Annotated in this window: 16 protein-coding genes and 1 pseudogene; 7 read left to right on the top strand and 10 right to left on the bottom strand. The window is 45.7% G+C overall.

Going from position 1 to position 23,276, the window contains the following annotated elements:
• The first annotated feature begins 112 nt into the window (after positions 1–112).
• Positions 113–1,420: a xylose isomerase gene (gene xylA, locus CBF27_RS04675; protein ID WP_126812890.1), complete on the top strand. Its 1,308-nt coding sequence runs from the start codon at positions 113–115 to the stop codon at positions 1,418–1,420.
• Positions 1,421–1,476: 56 nt separating this feature from the next.
• Complete coding sequence (xylB, locus tag CBF27_RS04670) at positions 1,477–2,955, top strand: xylulokinase (protein ID WP_126812887.1); 1,479 nt, start codon at positions 1,477–1,479, stop codon at positions 2,953–2,955.
• 105 nt (positions 2,956–3,060) lie between these two features.
• Here xylB and CBF27_RS04665 read toward each other — a convergent pair whose 3' ends face one another.
• Positions 3,061–3,600 carry a biotin transporter BioY gene (locus CBF27_RS04665; RefSeq protein ID WP_126812885.1) on the bottom strand — a complete coding sequence of 180 codons (540 nt, stop codon included), beginning with the start codon at positions 3,598–3,600 and terminating at the stop codon, positions 3,061–3,063.
• Positions 3,601–3,681: 81 nt separating this feature from the next.
• Complete coding sequence (locus CBF27_RS04660) at positions 3,682–4,659, bottom strand: biotin--[acetyl-CoA-carboxylase] ligase (RefSeq protein ID WP_126812882.1); 978 nt, start codon at positions 4,657–4,659, stop codon at positions 3,682–3,684.
• A 129-nt stretch (positions 4,660–4,788) separates the two neighbouring features.
• On the opposite strand from CBF27_RS04660, the gene CBF27_RS04655 reads away from it, so the two are divergent.
• Positions 4,789–6,975 (top strand): GH92 family glycosyl hydrolase, encoded by a 2,187-nt coding sequence (locus CBF27_RS04655; protein ID WP_126812880.1) that lies wholly within the window; start codon positions 4,789–4,791, stop codon positions 6,973–6,975.
• A 75-nt stretch (positions 6,976–7,050) separates the two neighbouring features.
• Here CBF27_RS04655 and CBF27_RS04650 read toward each other — a convergent pair whose 3' ends face one another.
• From CBF27_RS04650 to CBF27_RS04640, 3 genes are read right to left on the bottom strand one after another with little or no spacing between them, the layout of a single operon-like run.
• Positions 7,051–8,763 carry a sensor histidine kinase gene (locus CBF27_RS04650; protein WP_170175005.1) on the bottom strand — a complete coding sequence of 571 codons (1,713 nt, stop codon included), beginning with the start codon at positions 8,761–8,763 and terminating at the stop codon, positions 7,051–7,053.
• A 17-nt stretch (positions 8,764–8,780) separates the two neighbouring features.
• Positions 8,781–10,439, bottom strand: coding sequence for a protein O-GlcNAcase (locus CBF27_RS04645; RefSeq protein ID WP_126812876.1), 1,659 nt, complete (start codon positions 10,437–10,439; stop codon positions 8,781–8,783).
• Positions 10,440–10,443: 4 nt separating this feature from the next.
• Positions 10,444–11,517: a GntR family transcriptional regulator gene (locus tag CBF27_RS04640; protein ID WP_126812874.1), complete on the bottom strand. Its 1,074-nt coding sequence runs from the start codon at positions 11,515–11,517 to the stop codon at positions 10,444–10,446.
• A 146-nt stretch (positions 11,518–11,663) separates the two neighbouring features.
• Between CBF27_RS04640 and CBF27_RS04635 the strand changes: the two genes are divergently transcribed.
• Positions 11,664–12,989: a glycoside hydrolase family 125 protein gene (locus tag CBF27_RS04635; RefSeq protein ID WP_126812872.1), complete on the top strand. Its 1,326-nt coding sequence runs from the start codon at positions 11,664–11,666 to the stop codon at positions 12,987–12,989.
• Complete coding sequence (locus CBF27_RS04630) at positions 12,982–15,687, top strand: alpha-mannosidase (RefSeq protein WP_126812870.1); 2,706 nt, start codon at positions 12,982–12,984, stop codon at positions 15,685–15,687. The genes CBF27_RS04635 and CBF27_RS04630 overlap by 8 nt, the downstream gene beginning before the upstream one ends.
• A 38-nt stretch (positions 15,688–15,725) precedes the next feature.
• Here CBF27_RS04630 and CBF27_RS04625 read toward each other — a convergent pair whose 3' ends face one another.
• From CBF27_RS04625 to CBF27_RS04605, 5 genes are all read right to left on the bottom strand, one after another.
• On the bottom strand, positions 15,726–17,147 hold the full coding sequence (locus tag CBF27_RS04625; protein WP_126812868.1) for a response regulator transcription factor: 1,422 nt from the start codon (positions 17,145–17,147) through the stop codon (positions 15,726–15,728).
• Between the two features lie 23 nt (positions 17,148–17,170).
• Positions 17,171–17,800, bottom strand: coding sequence for a DUF624 domain-containing protein (locus CBF27_RS04620; protein WP_126812866.1), 630 nt, complete (start codon positions 17,798–17,800; stop codon positions 17,171–17,173).
• 61 nt (positions 17,801–17,861) lie between these two features.
• A complete protein-coding gene (locus CBF27_RS04615) occupies positions 17,862–19,340 on the bottom strand; it encodes an ABC transporter substrate-binding protein (RefSeq protein WP_126812864.1) in 1,479 nt (492 codons plus the stop codon).
• Between the two features lie 38 nt (positions 19,341–19,378).
• Positions 19,379–20,299, bottom strand: coding sequence for a carbohydrate ABC transporter permease (locus CBF27_RS04610; protein WP_126812862.1), 921 nt, complete (start codon positions 20,297–20,299; stop codon positions 19,379–19,381).
• Positions 20,300–20,312: 13 nt separating this feature from the next.
• The gene (locus CBF27_RS04605; protein WP_211334619.1) at positions 20,313–21,245 is read right to left on the bottom strand and encodes an ABC transporter permease; all 933 of its coding nucleotides are present in this window, start codon (positions 21,243–21,245) and stop codon (positions 20,313–20,315) included.
• Between the two features lie 393 nt (positions 21,246–21,638).
• Here CBF27_RS04605 and CBF27_RS04600 point away from each other — a divergent pair, with 393 nt between their 5' ends.
• Positions 21,639–22,622: an FIVAR domain-containing protein gene (locus CBF27_RS04600; protein WP_126812860.1), complete on the top strand. Its 984-nt coding sequence runs from the start codon at positions 21,639–21,641 to the stop codon at positions 22,620–22,622.
• Between the two features lie 47 nt (positions 22,623–22,669).
• Positions 22,670–23,276, top strand: a pseudogene (locus CBF27_RS04595) (FIVAR domain-containing protein); the annotation flags it as partial.

The raw sequence follows: 23,276 nt of genomic DNA, 5'->3' as shown, positions 1-23,276 counted from the left end.
ATTTGAAAAGAATTTCCGTGAAATTAGAATCTCTGTTGACAAAAAGATAGAGATGATTTATCATTTGTTTGTACAGTAAACTTACTACAAAAAATTCAGGAGGTTATTAATTATGGCGTATTTTCCGTCAATAGACAAAGTAAAATTTGAAGGGAAAGAAACGAGTAACCCGTTTGCTTTCCGACACTACAATCCGGACGAAATAGTTTTCGGTAAACCGATGAGAGAGCATCTGCGCTTTGCGATGGCATGGTGGCACACATTGACACAAGACGGCACAGATCCGTTCGGTGCCCCGATTAACGAGCGCACATGGCTGTCTGAAGATCCAATGACAACTGCTAAAAATCGTGTGGACGCTGCATTTGAAATTTTGGATAAATTAAGCATGGACTTCTTCTGTTTCCATGATGTGGACATTGCACCACAAGGAGACTCGTTGCAGGAGTTTTTCGACAACCTTGACGTGATAACTGACCTGATCAAACAAAAAATGGACGAAACCGGCAAAAAACTGCTTTGGAACACAGCGAACATGTTTACACATCCCCGTTTTGTTCATGGTGCAGCCTCCTCTTCCAACGCGGAAGTATTTGCCATCGCTGCGGCACAAGTCAAAAAAGGCATTGACATCAGCAAAAAACTCGGCGGTAAAAATTATGTGTTCTGGGGCGGCCGCGAAGGTTATGAATCTTTATTGAACACTGACATGATGTTGGAACAAGACAACATCGCCCGTCTATTCCACATGGCAGTTGATTATGCAAAAGAGATCGGACACGAGGTGCAGTTCTTAATCGAGCCAAAACCGATGGAGCCGTCAAAACACCAGTACGACTTTGATGCGGCAACGACGATGGCATTTCTGCAAAAATACGGGTTGACCGATTACTTTAAGCTAAATCTCGAAGCCAACCATGCAACATTGGCTGGTCATACGTTTGATCATGAAATGTATGTTGCCCGCTGTTATGATGCACTTGGCTCGCTTGACGCCAACCAAGGCGACATGCTGCTCGGATGGGACACGGATGAGTTCCCGACTAACATTTACGATACAACACTGGCCATGTACCAAGTTCTGGAAAACGGCGGTATCGCACCGGGAGGCATCAACTTTGATGCCAAAGTCAGACGGACTTCCTTCAAAATGGAAGACTTGATTCTCGCTCATATTGCCGGGATGGATACGTTCGCCCGCGGTTTGAAAGCCGCAGCAGCCTTAAAAGAAGACGGCTTTTTCGACAAAGAAATCAGCCGCCGCTATGCAAGTTATCAAAGCGGCATCGGCAAATCCATCGTCGACGGCAACGAAAATTTGACGTCACTGACAGAGTATGCACTGGCACATGACCATGTGGAGAATGAATCCAATCATCTGGAATTGCTGAAATCACGTTTGAACGACTACTTAGTGTAAAAAATCAAAAGCTATCTTTCTTCTGAAGGTAGCTTTTTTATGAACGGAGAGAGACCATGAGTTATATTATCGGGATTGATGTGGGGACCAGTTCGTTGAAAGGTATCCTCGTCACGAAACAAGGGAATGTCGTTGCAACTCGTCAGCAAGAATACGGACTGGAAACTCCCCAGCCGGGATTCAGCGAACAGCATCCGGCTGTTTGGACTGATGCGCTGGTCAGCGTTTTGAAACAACTGCTTACGGATGTTCCCGAAGCAGCTCAAAAAACGGAGGGCATCAGTTTTTCCGGGCAGATGCACAGCTTAGTTTTGCTCAACGATGAGGGAGAAATTTTGCGCAATGCCATTTTGTGGAATGATGTCCGCACCACGCCGCAATGCGAAGAAATCACTCGCACACTCGGCGATGAGCTGATTGACATCACCAAAAATAAGGCCCTTGAAGGATTTACATTGCCGAAACTATTATGGGTAAAAGACAACGAACCGGACATCTGGCAAGACGTTGCCCGCTTTCTGCTTCCGAAAGATTATGTCGGATTCTTTTTGACTGGCAATCAGCAAATGGAGTACTCAGATGCTGCCGGAACGCTTTTATTGAATACCGGAGAAAAGGAATGGAGTCAAAAGATTTTACAGGCGTTTGACATTCCGGAAAAGATTTGCCCGCCACTGGTCGAATCAAGTGATTGTATCGGCTACATTAAAACTGGTTTGGCAACAGACATCGGCTTTGACACGCCGGTGGCTGTTTATTCCGGCGGAGCTGACAATGCCTGTGCGGCGCTGGCGGCAGGTATCACTTCCAGCGGTTTGGCTTTAGCCAGTATCGGGACATCGGGCGTCTTTTTATCCTATGAAGACGACCCAAAAGGCAGCTACGGCGGTCACCTGCACTATTTCAACCATGCAGACAAAGACCGTTACTATTCCATGGGGGTGACACTGGCCGCCGGGCATAGTTTATCTTGGTTCAAGCAGACATTTGCCAGTACGAAAAGCTACGATGAACTGCTGGGAAATATCAGTTCGGTACCGATTGGTTCTGACAATCTGCTGTTCACACCTTACATTGCCGGGGAACGAACACCTTACACTGACAGCCATATTCGCGGCAGTTTTGTCGGCATATCGGTCGGACATACGTTGGACCACTTTGCCCGCGCAGTTATTGAGGGCATTACCTTTTCTTTAAAAGATTCTCAAGAATTAATGAAACAGTATGCAGGGAAAACATTTGACGCCATCGTCTCCGTCGGCGGCGGCGCTAAAAACCAGGACTGGCTGCAAATCCAGGCGGATGTGTTCAATACAAAAATCGTCACTCTCGCCAGTGAACAAGGTCCGGCGCTCGGGGCCGCGATGATTGCGGCTGTCGGGGCAAACTGGTTTGACAGCATGACGGACTGTAGTCGTGAGTTCGTCGCTTACGACAAGGAATACTTGCCTGATGATAACCACGTCTCGGCATACGACACATGCTACCGGCATTACCGTAAAGTTTATCCGGCAACAAAAAATATCTTCAACTAATCTGAAGGAATGACAGAAACAGCTAACCCGCAAGCTTTCTAGCAGCTTGCGGGTTAGCTGTTTGTCGTTAGACTTTTAACATATTCCTGTTGTCGCGGATGAATATCACCCTGTGATTTTATGATAAAGTTTATAACGACTCATTTTTGAACTAATGAGACCAATCAAGACAATCTTCAGTACTGCTGTCGGTAAAAACGGCAGCACACACGCGGCAAATGCGGCCGGCAATGTACTCGATGTGGCAAAACTGAAATACAGCATGCCTGCCAGGAAGTTCAAGGTTGCTCCGGCGGTAAGCCCAAGATAAAGAGACAATTTTGTTTGTTTTTCTGCGCCTAATGCTGCACACCATGCCATCAATGGAAATGATAAAATAAAGCCGCCTGTCGGACCGATTACAACGCCAAAGCCGCCTGAAAAACCGGCAAAAACCGGCAAGCCTGTCATCCCAAGCAAAATATAGACAAAGACAGAAAGGAGCCCGTCGCGCCTGCCGAGCAGAATACCTGCAAATGGAATGATAAATGTCTGCAGTGTCATTGGCACACCGTAAGGCATCGGAATGCTGATTTGTCCAATCACGACAATTAAAGCTGTAAACATGGCAATTCTTGTGATATCTTTTATGTTGATAGTTGTCATAATCCCCCTCCAATCTGCTTAAAGTATAAAGTGAAAAAAAAGCATTGTCAACCATTTTTTTTAAAAGGTTGACAATGCTAATTAAATTTTAATGCTGATTTCTTCTGAGTTAAGTACTTTTATTTCCCCTCCCTGCGTTTCCACAACGAGCTGTCCCTGTTCGTTAACATCTCTTGCGGTCACTAAATAAGGTTCCGAAGAAAAATCATTGACCACTACTGACTTGCCAAGCAGCGGCATACGTTTTTTATAGGCGGCAACGATTTGCTGGTCGTCCCATGAGTAACTATTGGCAAGAAACCGATTGATTATCCCGGCGGCCAGCTGGTTACGCGGAAGCTCAGACAGGTTCTGCTGAAACAGTGTCCCTGCCCGCTGCTGAATGTCCGCAGGAAACCCTTTTTCCGGCGTCGTTACATTTAGTCCAATACCGACAACCACCCACTGCATGCCGCCGGTTTCTAAATCGGTGACAGCTTCTGTCAAAATGCCGCAAATTTTCCGTCCGTGCAGCAGCACGTCGTTGACCCACTTTATTTCCGGTTTCTCCCCAGTTGTTTCTTCAATGACCTGAGCCACAGACACTGCCGCAACAGCAGTAATCAGTGTCAGATTTTGAAATTTAAACTGTTTGGGATTAAGCACGACACTGAGATAGATACCGGACCCCGGAGGTGAATAAAACGTTCGGCCGCGGCGCCCTTTCCCCTCTGTCTGACTGTTGGCAACGATGACCGTCGTCTGGCCGGAATGGTCTATCGCATCTTTTTTAGCAAGGGTATTGGTCGATTTCACTTCATCATAGACACGCAAATCCACATCATCATCCACTGTCAGATATGTCTGAATCCCTTGCACTGACAATAAATCATCACTTTGCTTCAATGAATAACCTTGATTTGGTTTACTTTCGATTTGAAAACCTTCTTTTTTCAATTGGTTGACGGCTTTCCAAACAGCATTTCTTGAAATACCCAGTTCTTTGGAAATCAGCGTACCGGACACACTGCTTCCTCTGTTTTTTTCCAAAAAATGCAGCACACAGTCCTTAGTTGTCATATTCTTTTACCTCTTTCATTTCAATCAAAACTGTATAAGCTGACACATTATTATAGCATAAAATATTATGTTGATTTGATATATCTTTTATTGTATTATTTATTAAAAGATATATCAAAGGAGGTTCACATGCTTCATTCAATTGATACACGTCATGGTACTGACAATAACCGCCACTACTCAAACGGCAATACACTCCCGATTACAGGTGTCCCTTTTGGGATGAATTATTTCTGCTTGCAGACCACTTCGGAACAAGGCAGCTGGTGGTTTCACCCTCATCACAGGACCGTACAGGGGATTCGCCTGACACATCAACCAAGTCCCTGGATGGGTGATTTTTCCCACTTGTTGCTGTCGCCAGTCGCCGGCAGTTTGTCTTCAACGGATTTGCTGATGCAGCAAGGGTCTTATAAACCAGAAGAAGCCGCCTGCCATCCCCATTATCTCAGTTATTATCATATCAGGTATCGTATCCGTTGTGAACTCGCACCGTCGACTTACGGCGCGCACCTCAGGATGACTTATCACCAGCCTGATAAAGAAAAAAAACTGCTGCTGACGCTCCCCGGACGGTTTGCGGTCCGTTACTCGGCTGACGACCATTGCCTGAGAGGTCATATCATCAATTACAGCGGATGTGAAGACCCGGATTTTAAGATGTATATTGCAATGCAGTGCGTGACACCGGCTTCATTGTCTGAAAACGGACAGAAAGCCGACGAGCTGCAAGGGGAAAATGGCAGTGTGATGCTGACATTTGCCGACAGCGGGCACGCGGACGAACAGCAGGTAACTGTTATTTTAGCAACTTCCTTCATCAGTCAGGCACAGGCCGATTTGAATTTGGCGCGACTGACACAAACGACTTTTGACGAGCAAACACTGCAAGCTGAACGCTTGTGGCTGAATCAGCTTGAAAAAATCACGGTCACAGACAGGGATAAATCCCGCGTTGACCTGTTTTACCAAATGCTTTACCGCTGTTTTCTCTTTCCTCAAAAAATGTATGAATTAGATGCACAAAACCGGCCGATTCATTACGATACATTTTCAAAATCCGTGCAGGACGGCTATCTTTATACCAACAATGGTTTTTGGGACACGTACAAAACAGTGTATCCTCTCTTCTCGCTGATTGCCGTACCCGAATACGAAGAAATGCTTGAAGGCTTTTTAAATAGTTACCGCCATACCGGTTTCCTGCCGAAGTGGCTGTCGCCCGATGAACGCGGTCTGATGCCGGGGACGCTGGTAGATGCTGTCATTGCCGATGCGGCTGTGAAAAACATCCGTGCTGATTTGATGCCGGAATTTTTGGAAGCAATGTTGACCGGTGCAACCACGCAAAGCGGACATCCTAATTACGGCAGGCAGGGAACCCGCGATTATTTGGCACTGGGTTATGTACCGAATACGTATCATGAAAGTGTCAATCACACGCAAGACTATGCTTACAGCGATTTTTGCATCGGTCAGGTAGCCTCTTCGCTGGGCAAACAGGAGCTGGCAGAAGCTTATTACCGCTCATCGCAGAATTACCGTCATCTCGTAAGTCAAGAAAGCGGACTGATGCGCAGTAAAACACCGGACGGTAATTTCTCAGAGCCGTTCAGACCGACAAGCTGGGGGAAAGATTACACGGAAGGCAGTGCATGGCAAAACAGTTTTGCTGTTTTCCATGATTTTCAAGGACTTATAGAGGCCCATGGCGGTGAAGCGGCATTTACCGAACACCTGACAGAGTTGTGTAACACACCCGCCTGTTTTGAGGTTGGCGGTTACGGGTTTGAAATACATGAGATGAGTGAATTTGCAGCGTTTGATTTTGGACAAATTGCAATATCGAACCAGCCGAGTTTCCATCTGCCTTATTTATTTCATTACGTCAAACAACCACACATCGGCAGTCATCTGCTAAAAGAGCTGATGACCAGAGCGTTCCATCACGGGTATGACGGATATCCCGGGGATGAAAATAATGGCAGCATGAGCGGCTGGTTCATTTTCAACAGTCTTGGATTTTATCCTGTGACACCAGGCACTGCTGAATATGTTTTGGGAATCCCCTTATTTGACGAAGCGGTGATTCACCTTTCTAACGGCAATCGTTTGAACATAAAAGCCCGGCAAAATGTCCCGCAATATCATTATGTCAAGCGGATTTACCGCAACCAGACCGAGCATTCTCCGCTGTTCGTCACTCATGACGACCTGATGACCGGCGGCACATTGACGTTTGAGTTGTGTCTGGTACCGCAGACCCGGCCGTTTCAAGAAAGAGACCTGCCCTTCTCGCTCACGTCCCGCCAGTAACGCAAACAGACTGACTCCTGCCATTCAGCAGAAACTCAGCCTCCGCCCGATCAACTGGACGGAGGCTGAGTTTTATTAAAGCTGGTTATGAGTGCCGGGGGAATCCGGTAAAATGATACGGATAGTAATCAGCAGACCGCCCAACTTGCTGGCGGAAAGTGCCATGCTGTATGCATCGCCGAAAAAGGCTTTCAACCGCTCATTCACATTTGTCAAACCGATTGATTGGCCGTTGATGTCGTTTTGTTCCAGCATACGCGTCAGCCGCTGCCGCTCTTCCTCAGCCACTCCTTTGCCGTTATCTTCAACCAATATGTAGGCTGCTCCGTCTGTGCGATAAGCGGAAAGACGAATCGCATTGTCCTTGCGTTTGTAGTCGATGCCGTGCACAAAATAGTTTTCAACAAGAGGCTGCAAGCTGAACTTCGGCAGTTCAAGCCGGGTCAGCGACTCCTCGATAGTGAAGGAATAGGCAATCCGGTCAGGATAACGCATTTGATACAAGTACACGTATTTTTCGCAAAAAGCCAGTTCTTGTTCCAGCGTCGTCGTTTTTTCAGAAGAAATATTGTTTCTCAGCAGACTGGCAAAAGCATACACCACATCAGCCAATTCGTCCGCATCGATATTGACCGCGTACATCCGGATATACTCCAGTGTATTGTATAAAAAATGCGGATTAATCTGCGCCTGCAAGGCTTTCATATGGGCATTTTTCTGTTCGATTTCCAGCTGGTAAATATCTTTGATATTCTTTTCAATTCGATCAAGCATCATGTTGACATTGTCGGTGATTTCAATCAGCTCGCCGACCCGCTTGTTGGGCACATCCAGCCGGCCGCTCATGTCATCTTTTGCGATTTTGTTCAATTCGGCATTAATGTGGCCAAGTGTTTCCACATAATCATCAAACGTCATCCGCAGCGTGACAATCAGAATGATAATCAGTGCTAAATTAATCAGCAGTACCAGCCAGATACTCCTGAATGCATAAGTGACTACTGCCGTACGCGGAACGTAGGCAATGGTTGTGACGCCATATGTGGAGCTGTACGAATGAGACAGGTAATTATCATTGGTATATGTGCCGAAGGGATCGCTCACGCGTTTTTCTGTTGTTATTTTACCGTTTGCATACTGCAGCAGTGTGTTGTCGTTTTCCTTAAAGGCAATGATTTCGACATCTCGATGATCGCCTAAAATCGTTTCAATGTCATTTAGCAAATACTCCGGGTTGAAATCCATTGTCATGACTCCGACACTGCTTGATGTATCGGAATCAATCAGACGCTTGGCCAGCTGGATTTTCCCTGTAGTTGTCGCTAGTTTCTTCCTTTTTGTCCCGTCTTTTTTTTCCTGAGTGGCATAAAAAGCTTCCGTCTCATTGTCCAGAGAAATCCCGATGCCGTACACGTCTTGATAGTTTAATAAAATCTGAGTGGAAAAATTCGGCAAGTAAAATTGGGTGTCCCTGTTGGTCTGATTGAATTTTTTTAATGAGTAAGCTAAATAACCGGCATTGTCGAGCTGAAAATATTTCATCAAACTATCGATTTGTTCCGGCGGATTGACCAGCTCCCGCGCCGTTCTGGAAATAATCTGGTCACTGTCGCTGAAAAATTGTTTGGTCCGGTACGCGACACGTTCCACATCATTGTTTATTTCTTTGTATTTCTGCGACATACTTGTGACACACACAATGATGGAAAACAGCACAATGACCACTATCATAATATAAGAGTAGATACGCATCAGCCTGCGCATCACTAACCGCTTTTGTCCTTTCATGTCTGTCCCTCTTTTTGTCATTCCCCTCTTTTTTGTGCCAAGAACGTCATCGGGATATCAGTACCGATACGGCAGGAAGCTTTTGACAATTCTTTTTGCAGCTGCGTCATTATCGGCACGTCATCGGCTAAAACGGCTTGCCACAGCTTATCATCTTGCTTGACCCGTTCAAACCACGGCGCTGCCTTTTTTTGAAACTCGGGATTAGGCAGTTTTTCAAGACACTTGACCGCTTGCAGCAGTTCTGCCAAATATCCAGACAGTGCCGGGATATCCTGTTGTGACAATTTTTGCTGAACGGTGTGCGGGACACTGCCGCGAGTGTATCTGTTCTGATTGTGCCAGCAGAAAATCCGCAGTGCATCGGCCAGTTCAGTGCTTTGTGTATACTCGGACAGGACGTGCTGCCACGAACTTTCTGGCCGGTACGCCGTACAGTCCCACAAATAATGGCTCATATCTGCAATCGTCAGCTTCGACAACTCCCATTGAATCATCGGGTTGGACACGACCCCCAGTACGTTGAAGGCTTCATCGGCCATTCTCGGGGTGCGATTTGCGTAAGGACTTAAAAAAAGCCGCTGTTTGTCATCCAGATAGTCGTTGACCGGAATATTGTCCCAGATGATAAGCTGACGCCCGTAACTTTCAGACATGACCATCAGCTCTTCAGTTGTGATTTGACCGGCCAGCGTGGCTGGTCCTGTCCAGAACAAAGCAATATGCTGCGGCAGTTTCTGGGTAAGCAGTGTCAGGTATTCAGAATCGGTGCTGTTGTCATACTCAGTCGGACAGACAGCCAATGTGTAGTCATCCAATACCCGCTGCAAATAATCATCGACCCGTTGTGCCAAATATGCATGCGCATAAGCCGAGTGGCCGAAACGGACACGGTTTTTACCAGTCAAAACATAATCAATATCGTCCATCAGCAAGCCGAAGCGGCGGACACCCAAGTTGACGAGCTGTTCAAGTTTCGCTTCGAGCACCCGCATATCATCCTGTTCAGTAAAGGCAATGTCATTGCCCGGACTGATCATGTACCAGAAATCAATGTCAGCCTGTTCAGCCGTTGCCAGCAGCTCCCGGAAATGTTCCAGATACGTTTCGGGATAAGGTTCACGCCATAGTTTCCGCTGATAATCATCGTCTTTTGGCGCGTACATATAGGTGTTCAGCCGATTGGCCGCCATAAACCGCAAGCAGTCCAGTCTCTCCTCTTTCGTCCACGGTTCACCGTAAAATCCTTCAATGACGCCTCTGATTTGAAACGAAGGACTGTGGGCAATTGTCACGACCGGACAGATAACCGCTCCGTCTTCCTTGATTACCAAACGCATAAACGCCTCCAGCGCATACCGGAACCCTCTGAGATTATTGGTCGTGATCGTGACTTCGCCTGTCTGTGCCACAATTAAAGCAAAGGCGTCCGGTTTCATGTGCCTGTCATAATGATGGGTCACAACTAAATCCGCGGAATCGGCTTCGTCTGTGTTCAACCAGCGTAACAGCGGGGAAGCGTCATTTTCAGCAATCATCTCCTGATGTGTTTGGAAGCGATAAAACCGGCCGGAAAACAGGACGTCCAGCTGTTCCTTTTTAAAAGACAAATATGCTCCTTTGAAATATACTTCTTGATACTCTTCCATTATTTTTGCAAGTGCTGTCTGCGACATGACACTACTCCTCTCTAAAACTGCTTTCTCTGATGATTAATTGGACAGGTACTGTGTGGACAGTTTGGCTTATATCGCCGCTTTCGATTTGGGCCAGCAGCAAGTCCGCTGCTTGTCTGCCCATCTGGTGAAAATCTTGAGACACTGTTGTCAGACCGGGCTGCACCAGGGCTGCTGCCTGAATATTGTCAAAACCGACGACGGCTGCTTCATCTGGTACTGCAACGCCGGTTCTTTCCAATGTGCTCATCATTTTAATGGCCAGCAAGTCGTTTTCCATAATCAAACCGGTCTTTTCGAGGCGTGCGGCATTTGTTTGAATCAATTGGACTATCTCTTTGCCGAAATCTTCTTCATTTAGATTGCCGGTAACTGCAAAATCAGCTGATGCAAGCTCATGGGCGTATACAGCCGATAAATAGCCGAGGTAGCGCTCCCTGACTGAGGAAACATCAGATAAATTTTCAGTATGAACAAAGCAGACATGCTGGCAGCCTGCCGCAATAAGATGTTCGGCCGCCAATTTCCCGCCGGCAAAGTTGTCTGCAACAATTGCCGGGTAATCAATTGACTCGATTTTTTTATCCAGCAGCACTAAGGGATACTGATTGAGCCGGCTGTAAAACAAAAATTCAATGCTTTGACGCGTGCTCATCGGATAATAAATCATGCCGCAAAAATCCGACATCAGCCGGTACCAGTTGTCTTTGTCCGTATCCTGATGCGGCTGGATATTCAGCCGGTAAGGTGTTCCTTGCAGGGCAGCCAAAATACCTTCACTGTAATTGCCGAAGCCTTCGTTGTGACCAAAGGGTAGCATCAAAAGAATGTCATTGCTTTGTGAATCGGCCGTCTGTTGAAGCGGCTTCAAGACAAAACTGCCCTTCCCCCGCACCCGTTTGATCAGTCCTTCGTTTTCCAGTTCGACTAATGCCCGTTTTGAAGTGATGCGGCTGACGGCAAACATATCTGCCAGTTCAAGTTCGGTCGGCAACTGACTGTCCGGCGGAAATTCACCTGTGGAAATCCCGTCTTTCAGAAATTGATATATCTTTTTATATAATGGCTGCTGCCCCATATTGTCCCCTCTTTTCTTTATGTTCTATTTTATTTTACCATAATTTTTCTTACTTATTACAGATTAATAAAAGAACTGGACTTCTTATATGATATATCATATAATTATTTATGTAAATAATTGATATATCAAAAGGAGATGCTGATATGCCTTATTCTGAAATACCATTATCCGTCAGCCGGTTTATGGCAGACATTACTGAGCGCTGCGGTGAAGCACGCGCGCACTGGGCTAAAAATTTCAACGCCGCTTTTGCGAATACGCTGCTGACAACCGTCAAACGACTGGATGATGGCACGACATTTGTGTTGACTGGAGATATTCCGGCAATGTGGCTGAGAGATTCGACTGCCCAAGTCAGACCTTATTTGCCGATTGCCAAAAATGATGCAGACCTTAAACAAATGATTGCCGGTCTTGTTAAACGGCAGTTCAAATACATCAACATCGACCCGTATGCCAATGCCTTCAATGAAGAGGCGAACGGAAACGGTCATCAGACGGATCACACTGAAATGAATCCGTGGATTTGGGAACGGAAATATGAAATCGATTCCCTCTGCTACCCTGTCCAGCTGGCTTACCTTCTTTACAAAATCACCGGCGAAACAGAACAGTTTAATCAGGATTTTCATGACGGTGTCAAAAAAATTGTCGACGTCTGGACGGTGGAGCAAGACCATGACCAGTCGCCTTATACATTCCAGCGGGACACCTGGCGCCAGGAAGACACGCTGACCCATGACGGAAAAGGAACACCCGTCAAAAAGACCGGCATGACTTGGTCCGGCTTCAGACCAAGCGATGACCGCTGTACGTACGGGTATCTGGTGCCGTCGAACATGTTTGCGGTCGTTGCCTTGCATTACCTTGAAGATATTTATACGACGTTATTCGACGACCCGGAGCTGGTGAACCACATCCGCCGACTACGCGGCAATATCAAGCAGGGCATCGCTGATTATGCCGTTGTTTCGAACAAAGCCGGAGAGTCTGTCTTTGCTTATGAAGTGGACGGATTGGGGAATGCCAGTATCATGGACGACTCGAACGTCCCAAGTCTGATGTCGGCACCGTATCTTGGCTACTGCGACAAGGAAGACCCGCTGTATCTGGCGACACGCCGCACATTGCTGAGTGATGAAAATCCCTTCTTCTACGAAGGGCAATACGCCAAAGGCATCGGCAGTTCGCACACGCCGGAGAACTATGTCTGGCCGATTGCGATGGCTATCGAAGGGTTGACGACAAACGATAAATCCGAAAAGGAACGGATTCTGGATACGCTGGTTGCCTGTGACGGCGGAACCAACCTGATGCATGAAGGATTTGATGTCAACAACCCGGACAATTTCACACGCGAATGGTTCTCTTGGGCAAACATGATGTTTTGCGAACTGGTGATGGATTTCTTTGACATCACGATTGACTCGCACATGCCGGAAAATACAAAGGAGACAACTAATGACTAAGAAAAAAGTCTACATCATTTCACACAGCCACTGGGACCGCGAATGGTACATGTCTTACGAACAGCATCACATGCGTTTAATCCGTTTGATGGATGACCTGCTTGACTTATTTGAGAGCGACCCTGAGTTTCACAGTTTTCATTTGGATGGGCAGACCATCATTCTGGATGACTACCTGCAAGTCCGTCCGGAACGCGAAGCTGATGTCAGACGGGCAATTGCTTGCGGCAAATTGAAAATCGGTCCTTTCTATATTTTGCAGGATGATTTTTTAATCAGCAGCGAGGCAAACGCGCGTAATACAATGATTGGGCTGGAAGAAAGCCGCAAATGGGGCCAGCCTGTGATGCTGGGGTATTTCCCGGATACCTTCGGCAACATGGGGCAGGCGCCTCAGATGATGGTGGAAGCCGGTATCAAAACAGCGGCTTTCGGCCGGGGTGTCAAACCAACAGGCTTCAATAATGCTGTTATTGACAGCGACAAGTATACGTCGCAATTTTCGGAAATGTGGTGGCAAAGTCCTGATGATTCCAAAATTTTCGCCATCTTGTTTGCCAACTGGTACAGTAACGGTAATGAAATTCCTGTAGAAAAAGAAGCTGCCGTCCGCTTCTGGAATCAAAAACTGGCGGATGCCGAAAAATTTGCCGCCACCCCTCACCTGCTGATGATGAACGGTGTCGACCATCAGCCTGTGCAGAAGGATGTTACAGAGGCGATTCGTCTGGCAAATGAACTATTTCCTGACTATGAATTCATTCATAGCAGTTTTGATGACTACATTGAGGCAGTCACGGCAGATTTGCCGGAAAACCTGAACACTGTCAGCGGTGAATTGACCAGTCAGGAAACTGACGGGTGGTACACACTGGCGAACACTGCTTCCGCCAGAATTTATGTGAAACAAAAGAACACCCAAGTTCAAAGACAGCTGGAAAATATGACAGAGCCGCTGTCAGTGATGGCCTTTCAGGTTTCAGGTAGCTATCCGCATGACGAGCTGGACTACGCGTGGAAAACACTGCTGCAAAACCATCCTCATGACAGCATCTGCGGCTGCAGTGTCGATGAAGTGCACCGGGAAATGATGGCAAGGTATGAAAAGTCGCTGCAAGTCGGCAAGTTTCTGGCAGATGAAGCACTGCAGACACTACGCAAAAGCATTGACACAAGCGCATTCCCTGAGAACAGCAAGCCGTTTATCGTTTTTAACACATCCGGACATCAGCGTGATGCAGTACTGGAAACAACTATCGAATGGCAACGCAGACCGTTCAGCGAAGGATCTCCTTCCCGCTTGTTTGCTGAACTTGAAAAAGAATTGCCTGACTTGACAGCTGTCACTGTGTTGGACAGCGAGGGCAACGAACTGCCGTGCGAACTTGTTGACAAGCAGGTCCGGTTCAACTATGACTTGCCTGACGACCGGTTCAGGATTCCGTATATGGCCATCTATCTGACGATCAGAGTTTCGGTTGATGACCTGCCCGGCATGTCATGGAAAGCTCTGGCAGCTGTACCCCGTACGCCCGCGCAAAAACAGGCAGACCGGACGATAGTCGACGAATTCAGCTTCACACTGGAAAACAACTATTTATCAGCCGCTGTCAACGCTGACGGCCTAGTGACAGTGACTGATAAACTGTCCAACCGGACCTATACTGATTTAATGATGTTTGAAAACACAGGCGACGTTGGCAATGAGTATATTTACAAACAGCCTGAAGGCGGCAAAGCGCTGTATGCCCATCACTTCCCGACAGAACGCAAAGTGACAGTCAACTCCGCATTGACCGGGGAAATCCTTGTCACCCAAAGAATGATGATTCCGTCGGCCGCAGATGAGCGTCTGCTGAAAGAGCAAGAGTCTGTCGTCGAAATGCGCAGCCGGACTGCCCGGCGCAACGATGAGCTGGTGCCGTTCACGATTCGCACGGCAATTCGTCTGGATAAAAACAGCAGACAGCTGACATTCACGACTACCGTCGATAATCAAAGCAAGGATCACCGGCTGCGGGTACTGTTCCCGACTGATTTAGCCGCGGAAACACATTTAGCGGAAAGCATTTTTGAAGTGGTCGAGCGTCCGAATGATGTCAATGAAAATCATTGGAAAAACCCGGAGAACCCGCAGCATCAGCACAGCTTTGTCAATATCCATGACGCTGACGGCAAAGGTGTCACTGTAGCAAACTACGGCTTGAATGAGTATGAACTTCTCAAAAATCGGAAAACTGTTGCGGTGACCTTGCTGCGGTCGGTCGGCGAATTGGGTGATTGGGGCTACTTCCCGACACCGGAAGCTCAATGTCTGGGAGAACATACGGTGCAGTTCGCGTTCTCTTGTCACGGAAAAAATGATCTGTATGACACCTTTATAGCGGCTCAGCAGTTCCAAATCCCGCTGGTCGTCACACAGACTGACAGACATACCGGCACGCTGCCGGCTGCCCGCCAAACACTGGCCGTTGACAACACCCGCTATGCATTGACAGCGCTGAAACTGAACAAGGCAAACAATGACATTGTCACCAGAGGGTTCAACCTGTCAAACGCGGAACCGGCAGCCGTCCGAATCAGCATGCCGGGTTATCAGGCACACGAGGCAAATATGATTGAAGCGTTCAAAGATGAACCGCTCAAAGATACGCTTGCCCCGGGTAAAATCCACACACTCCGCTGGACAAAAAAATAAGTCACAAAAAACTGCTGAAGCGTCACGTTTCAGCAGTTTTATTCGTCCGCGGCGCATTGCGCCTGCTCGCGGAATTCTTTTGGCGACATCAGTTCAAACTTTTTAAATACGCGGTAAAAATAAAGCGGTTCGTACCCCACTTCAAGTGCGATTTCCTGAATGCTTTTACTAGTATCGCGCAATAATTCTTTGGACTGGCTAATCCGCATCTGATTCAACAAATTAGAAAAAGTCTGGTTCGTTTCTTTTTTCAGAACTTGCCCGAGATACATCACATTGACATGGAGCATCTCCGCCAAGTCTTTCAACAACAGATTCTCTGCATAGTGTTTCTTCAAAATTTTCAGCACGTCCCGCGTCAGCTGGCTATAATCGCTCAAAGAAACGGCATACTGATACTGCTTGTAAAGCGTCCAAAAATAAGCGGCCACTTCGGCAATACTTTTGAACTGCTGCACATGCCAGTAACGTTCTTCAGCACTTTGACTGGAGAACTCCGCTGACAGCCGCTCGATGGACTGGGCCAGCCTGACAGTATAATGTTTGACGAGATCCGGGTGCACATAGTACTGCGTAAACAGCTGGAACATCCGGTCCATGATGTCGGTCAACTGGTTCAAACGGCTGATGCCGAATGCTGTTTCAACCAGTTTTTCCAGTTCTTCAACCGGTACATCCTTTGAATAATCGGACAGGTGAACAAACCCTTCCTGACCGTAAAAACTATACGACTCAATGTGCATGCTCAGCAAGTCAAACGACTGTTTCAAGCCGGCGCCGTCTTCAAACACATCTCCGATAATCAGGTCAGACGCATCTTCAAACCGGTTGACAATCTTGCGGACGCGGCTCTCGTAAACAGTCCGGAAAATAATAAACACCAACTGCTTCTTCAAAGGAAACACCACATATTCAGTAGAGGCCGGCAGCACACAATCTTCTTTCAAAAACCAGACAGCAGGCAGCCTTTTTTTCATCTGGTCATCCCAGAACAGCTGGGAAAACAGCTCATCGTCCTGCACTTTACCGGCAAGCCATCTGAAAAAAACATCCGACTTCTTACTCTGCTCCGCCTCCATCAGCTGAACGTGCTCGTCTTTGACTCTGAGCAGCGTCCGTTTCAACTCGGCTTTATCAATCGGCTTGACCAGGTAATCGCTGGCCCCTGAGGCTACGGCACGCTTGGCATAGTCAAATTCTTTGTGACCGCTCAATAAAACGAAGGCGATATAAGGATAGCGCTGCTTGATGACATCCAAAAAATCCAAACCGGTCATCCCGTCAGCAAATAAAATATCAGAAACAATAATATCGACTGTTTCATCTTCCAGATAAGTCAATGCTTCTTCCGCAGAAAAAAAAGAGGCGACAATCTCAAAACCTAGTTCCCGCCAGTTGATTATCTTTTTGAGACCTTCTAAAATCATGTATTCATCATCAACAAGCATTACTCTTAGCATGATTTCCACCCTTATTGTATTGTTTACAGACGGACACTGCTGCCGTTACCAGCCTGTTTTTTTTCCAGCTCAGTCAACAGACGTTCACCGAATTTGGCCATGAACATGGCTGATGCCCCCGAGCTGATAAACAGAATAAACGCCGGCATCTTGATATTCAGCCAGACCATCATACCGCAAAACAAAAGCCATGCTCCCGTGCTTTTCCATTGATAGAAAAAAAGTATCAAGGAGAGCTTGACCGTATTGCCCAGTGAAATGTCAAAGTACCCGAATATGACCGGTACAAGCAAAAAAGAATAAAAAAGCAATAATAATAGCGCTGCGAGTATAAAGTCAATCATTAAAAAAACGATACCTGACAGTTGGCTGGAAGTCACCAGACTGAAGAAGATAAACAGTGACAGCAGCAAGTAGCCGACACTAATAATATTACCATATTTGAAAAACTTTTTTAAGTCATGCCACGCACAGCGGAAACTGATGTCGCGGTGCTCCCAGCAGGCTTGCAGACACTTGTCAACGATCGCAAACCAGGCAGGACCAATGCCCAGAATAATCCCTCCGCACAAGGCAACCAGCCAGAAATAACCGCTGAGTTTCATAAAAAAATAAAATTTGTCAATGCCGCTTTTTACCTTTTCTTCAATCATGATTATCCCCCATTTTTAGCTAAAGACGCCTGAATAGATTTCATTCAGACGTCCAGCATCACTATTTATTTTCCTTTAAAAAAGCGTCATATTGTTTTTGAACTTCTTCCAATACTTTGTCCATTCCAGCTTGTTTCAATTTTTCATTGAACTCTGGGATCGTCTCATCAGGGTCAAGGGTACCTGTATGCAGTCCTGACAAATATTGATTGGAAACGTTGGAAATATTCGCAATTTCAGTCTTGATTTTAGATGTGTCCAAGTTGAAGCCCAACAGCGGCGATTGTTCCGCATTGGCGATAACTTCATCTCTTTGTGCGACTTGCTCGTCTGTGACATTTTTATTGATATATATCTTAGAGTTGTCACCCGTCATCCAAGCACCGGAAATCACGTTTGTCGCATCATAGGCATCCAATACTTCCATGCGGTTGTTATCAAGTTTCTTCCAAGTTTCTCCTTCAAGTCCATAAACCATCGTCGTCAACAAGTCGCTATCCGTGTTAATCAGGTTGATTACTTCCAGCGCTTTTTCTTTTTTCTTCGAACTGCTGGAAATCACGTAGTTGGCTACACGGGCTTGCGTATTGTTTTTAACTGCCATAGTAATTGGAACAGAAACCAGTTCTCTGCCGGCTGCCTGTGTCAACAGCGAATCGCCATAGTCGAAAGGTCCCTGTGTTTCCAGACGGGCAAACCAAGTATTCTCTTTGAGCGCATATTCCTGGTTGCTGGTTGCCGCATCTTTAGGCACATAGCCTTTTTGATAGAAATCATGCATCGTTTTCAAGTCACGTTTCAATGTGTCGGACGAATCAAACGGATTGATGATTTTGCTTGTATCGCCGTGCAAATCGATACCAATCGGCAAATTATTGTCAAACACGTAGTCAATATCGCCGCCGATTCGGAAGTTCAATCCCGCAGCGATTGGCGTCAATTCAGGTTCTTTTTCTTTAATGACTTCCAGCAGCGGTTCAAGGTCTGCCAGAGTTTTAATCCCGGAAATATCCAAGTTGTGCTTATCAAGCACTGCTTTCGGGAACGTGAGCATGATTTGCGCCGAGCTGTTGGCATTGACACCCATTGCATAAAGTTTGCCGTTGATGGTGTTGCCTTTAATGTATGCCGGGTCAAGATTGTCATACGTTTCTTTAGCATACTTTGGAGCCAGCTCCGTTAAATCTGCATAGGCGCCTTTCTGGGCATTGGTCGCAAAGTTATCGGCGAATGCAATGTCATAATCTTCACCTGAAGACGTGATTACCTGCATTTTTTCTTCATAGTCTCCCCAGCCGATATACTGAATATCCAACTTCACATCCAGTTTGTCTTTCATCTTTTCGTTGACGTATTCCATGTACTTGTCGTAATCGGCCGGTTTGTCCCCTACTTTATACATCAAAATTGTTTCTGTACCGTCATCGCTTTTCCCGGCTTTTTTATTGTCCCCTTGAATTGAGCTGCAACCTGCCAAAACAACACCTGCTAGTCCGAGTACTGCTGCGGAAAACAACATTTTCTTGAAAGACCGTTTCATATAAAATCCCCCTAAATATATATTGATTTTTTTGTTGCCTATTCTTTTACTCCTCCAATTGTCAAGCCGCTAATAAAGTAGCGCTGGAAAAATGGGTAGCTGGCTGCAATTGGGACAGTTGAAATAACTACCATGGCCATGCGGGTCGCCTCTTTCGGTATCGTCTCCCCGGCGGCGGCCAAGGTGGCGCTCATTGCCGCATTTTTCGTCATGAAATCAATGTTGTTCTGAATTTTCATCAACAAATATTGCAGCGGAACCAAGTTATCGCTCTGGATATACAGCAGTCCGTTAAACCAGTCATTCCAATAAGCCAGAGCCGCAAACAGACTGATCGTCGCAATCCCCGGAACTGCCAGGGGAAGCACAATTTGCACAAATGTCCGCAGCTCGCCCGCCCCGTCAATCCGTGCCGATTCGATAATCGCATCCGGAACGGACCGCCTGAAGAACGTGCGCATGACAATGATATTAAACGGACTCAGCGCCAGAGGTAAAATCAACGCCCAGATAGTGTCTTTTAAATTCAGCATGTTGGTCATGACGATATAGTTAGGTACCATACCGGCACTGAACAACATTGTAATCAGCGCGAAAATTGTAAAGAACCGGCGATACTGGAACGTAGGTCTCGAAATGGCATAGGCATAAGTCGACGTGAAAACCACGTTGACCAGTGTGCCCAGCACAGTGACAAAAACTGTGATAAACAACGCCTGCAAAATTTTCCCCCGCAATGAATACAAATAGCGGTAACCGTCCAGACTCCATTCAGACGGCCATAACTGATACCCGTCAACTGCCAGCGAATGCTCGCTCGTCAAAGAAATAATGACAACGAATATAAACGGAAACACACAGGAAAAAGCAATCAGCGCAATAATGATATTAAAGAAGAGGTCAGTTTTTTTGCTGAATCCCCGCACATTCACTGAGGAAACTTTTTTTCTTTTTTTCATATCCTGTCCCTCCTTAAAATAGTGCTGAACTTTCGTCAAACCGACGGACAATCAGGTTGGTAATAATTACAAGAATACAGCCTACTACTGATTGATACAGTCCAGCCGCCGCTGCCATGCCCAAGTCACCCGTACTGGTCAGACCGTTATACACATAGGTGTCAAGCACACTCGTCACGTCATACAACGCACCCGAATTTCTCGGTATCAGATAAAACAGCCCAAAATCAGCTCTAAAAATATTTCCCACGGCAAGAATCGCCAGTATCGTTGCCAGAGGTACCAGCTGAGGCAGTGTCACGTGGCGAATCTGCTGCCACTTATTGGCACCATCCACTCTAGCCGCTTCATAATAAGTCGGATCAATCCCCATAATAGAAGCAAAGTAGATAATACTGTTATATCCAATCCCTTTCCAAACACCCATAAATACCAAAATAAACGGCCAATATTTTTTAGTTGTGAACCATTCTATCGGCTCACCGTTATTTGCAGTGATGATTGCATTAAACAATCCCTTATCAGGGCTTAAAAATGCATAAATGAAGTAGCTGATAATAATCCATGACAAAAAATAAGGCAGCAGCATAGACGTTTGATAGACTTTTATCAGTTTTTTTGAACGCAATTCACTGAGAATCACTGCAATCGTGACAGCCAGAATCAAATTCAGTATGATGAATGTGCCGTTATACAAAACAGTGTTGCGCGTAATGATAAAGGCATCGGACGAAGAAAACAAATACTTAAAATTGTCCCATCCAACCCACGGACTTTGACGCAGACTATCCAGAAACCCATGCGGACTGATGTGAAAATCTTTAAACGCGACCACGTTTCCAAATACTGGAATATAGAAAAAAACAATCAGCCAGACAGCACCGGGCAACGCCATTAACAGCAACGGCAAATTTTTCGTCAACGTTCTCAGTTTCCCTTTTTTCATCCCTTTCTCCCTTTCTCCATTATTTCTCAGGTCGTCTGTTCCGTTGCATCTCCTGAGCAACTAAATCGTACCATGCCAATTCAACGAAACAAATTGATAGAATATAGAGATTTTTGGGTTAATCTATAGTTTGTCCAGTGAATAAGAGAGCATATATCACTTATTTTTTTCGCATCATATTTATTATTTAAAAGAGATTGTAAATAAGTTTAAATACTCGTTTCGGAATCGTTTTCATGATCATAAAACGTTGTTTAGTAGAAACTGATGTGGTATATTAATAATATAAACACAATACCTATTAATATACTTAAAAAATCAATTTTAACGGTATTAATCGGTATATTTTTGGTTTTAGTGTTTTATTAAAGGTCCATAGAAAGGATGAAGTTTATGGGAAAGAAAAATTTTCTTAAGCATGCGCTTTCTCGGGAGAAACATAAGGTATTATTGAAAAAATCTAAGAAAGGATGGATAGCTAAAGGGATTACCCTGTCCTCTGCTCTCGTGTTAGGTTTGGCTTCACCAGTCACTACAGTCTTAGCAGTAGCTGACAGTCCCACAGATGAAACTGTTGAAGTAGAAAAAATTGAACCGATAGACAGTATGGACAGTATTTATGACGCAATTGAATCAGACAAAGCTGATGATGTGAGCGAATCAGACAGTGATGAAACATCAGCTAATTTGCAGGTTACTGAAGACAGTCAAGCTAAAAATGATGTCAGCACACAAGCCACAAACAAAGAGACGAGCAAAAAGGAAACAAAAGCTTCTGACAGTTCCAAAACTGATAAATCAACCAAAGATGTTCAAAAAACAACTGAAAAAAAATCTAACGTTGATAAAACACGTCTGCAGATTGCAGTTGACACGTATTCAGGGTTCAACGAAGATGACTATTATCTCCATACTTGGGCGCCATTCCACAGCAAATTGGGCTTGGCTAAAGGCGTACTGAACAAAGAGGATGCTACTCAAGCTGAGGTTGATCAGGCAACCAATAATCTAATCCAAGCAATGTTAAACTTAGATTTGAAAAAGCAAGATGGAAATAAAGTCAACAAAGACTTGCTAAAGAGCGTCATTGATATGAGCTCAGGTCTCGAAGAAGATGATTACATTTTCAACACTTGGGTACCATTCCAAAGTAAGTTAGGATTGGCTAAGGGTGTGTTAAACAACCCGAATGCCACTCAGGAGCAAATAGACAAGGCAGCTGACGATTTAGGTGCAGCATTCGGTAATTTGGAATTGAAACCGACTGTTGATAATAAAGTCGATAAAAACAAACTTCAGAATATCATTAATTTTGTTTCGGTTTCAGTGAAGACGACTATACGCTCAAGTCTTGGGCACCATTCCACAGCAAATTAGGATTAGCTAAAGGCGTACTGAACAAGATAGATGCCACTCAAAAACAAGTGGATAAAGCGACTGATGATTTGGCTGAAGCATTAAAGAACTTAGTACCAAAAACAGCTGTTGATAACAAAGTCAGCAAAGATTTGCTGAGAGATGTCATTAAAAAGAGTTCCGGACTAAAGGAAGATGACTACACTGTCAGTTCTTGGGCGCCATTCCAAAGCAAGTTGCAGAAAGCGCAATCTGTCTTGAAAGATGAGGATGCTACTCAAGCTGAAGTTGACAAAGCTGCCAATGAACTAGTCAAAGCGTTGAGCGGACTGGTGATAAAACCAGCTGTTGATAATAAAGTCAACAAAGACTTGTTGAAACAAGCAATCGGCATGGGCGATACGCTCCGCGAAGATGACTACACTGTCAGTTCTTGGGCGCCATTCCAAAGCAAGTTGCAGAAAGCGCAATCTGTCTTGAAAGATGAGGATGCTACTCAAGCTGAAGTTGACAAAGCTGCCAATGAACTAGTCAAAGCGTTGAGCGGACTGGTGATAAAACCAGCTGTTGATAATAAAGTCAACAAAGACTTGTTGAAACAAGCAATCGGCATGGGCGATACGCTCCGCGAAGATGACTACACTGTCAGTTCTTGGGCGCCATTCCAAAGCAAGT

It is taken from the genome of Vagococcus acidifermentans, assembly GCF_003987655.1.
GTDB lineage: Bacteria > Bacillota > Bacilli > Lactobacillales > Vagococcaceae > Vagococcus_B > Vagococcus_B acidifermentans.
The sequence above is the reverse complement of the archived record's forward strand: the minus strand, read 5'-3'. Positions and strand labels throughout refer to the sequence as shown.

Coding starts and splice junctions, on each gene's coding strand:
- CBF27_RS04640 (WP_126812874.1), bottom strand. CDS start 11,517: ATGGGGCAGCAGCCATTATATAAAAAGATATATCAATTTCTGAAAGAC.
- CBF27_RS04605 (WP_211334619.1), bottom strand. CDS start 21,245: ATGAAAAAAGGGAAACTGAGAACGTTGACGAAAAATTTGCCGTTGCTG.
- xylB (WP_126812887.1), top strand. CDS start 1,477: ATGAGTTATATTATCGGGATTGATGTGGGGACCAGTTCGTTGAAAGGT.
- xylA (WP_126812890.1), top strand. CDS start 113: ATGGCGTATTTTCCGTCAATAGACAAAGTAAAATTTGAAGGGAAAGAA.
- CBF27_RS04635 (WP_126812872.1), top strand. CDS start 11,664: ATGCCTTATTCTGAAATACCATTATCCGTCAGCCGGTTTATGGCAGAC.
- CBF27_RS04660 (WP_126812882.1), bottom strand. CDS start 4,659: ATGACAACTAAGGACTGTGTGCTGCATTTTTTGGAAAAAAACAGAGGA.
- CBF27_RS04620 (WP_126812866.1), bottom strand. CDS start 17,800: ATGATTGAAGAAAAGGTAAAAAGCGGCATTGACAAATTTTATTTTTTT.
- CBF27_RS04655 (WP_126812880.1), top strand. CDS start 4,789: ATGCTTCATTCAATTGATACACGTCATGGTACTGACAATAACCGCCAC.
- CBF27_RS04600 (WP_126812860.1), top strand. CDS start 21,639: ATGGGAAAGAAAAATTTTCTTAAGCATGCGCTTTCTCGGGAGAAACAT.
- CBF27_RS04610 (WP_126812862.1), bottom strand. CDS start 20,299: ATGAAAAAAAGAAAAAAAGTTTCCTCAGTGAATGTGCGGGGATTCAGC.
- CBF27_RS04625 (WP_126812868.1), bottom strand. CDS start 17,147: ATGCTAAGAGTAATGCTTGTTGATGATGAATACATGATTTTAGAAGGT.
- CBF27_RS04650 (WP_170175005.1), bottom strand. CDS start 8,763: ATGAAAGGACAAAAGCGGTTAGTGATGCGCAGGCTGATGCGTATCTAC.
- CBF27_RS04615 (WP_126812864.1), bottom strand. CDS start 19,340: ATGAAACGGTCTTTCAAGAAAATGTTGTTTTCCGCAGCAGTACTCGGA.
- CBF27_RS04665 (WP_126812885.1), bottom strand. CDS start 3,600: ATGACAACTATCAACATAAAAGATATCACAAGAATTGCCATGTTTACA.
- CBF27_RS04630 (WP_126812870.1), top strand. CDS start 12,982: ATGACTAAGAAAAAAGTCTACATCATTTCACACAGCCACTGGGACCGC.
- CBF27_RS04645 (WP_126812876.1), bottom strand. CDS start 10,439: ATGTCGCAGACAGCACTTGCAAAAATAATGGAAGAGTATCAAGAAGTA.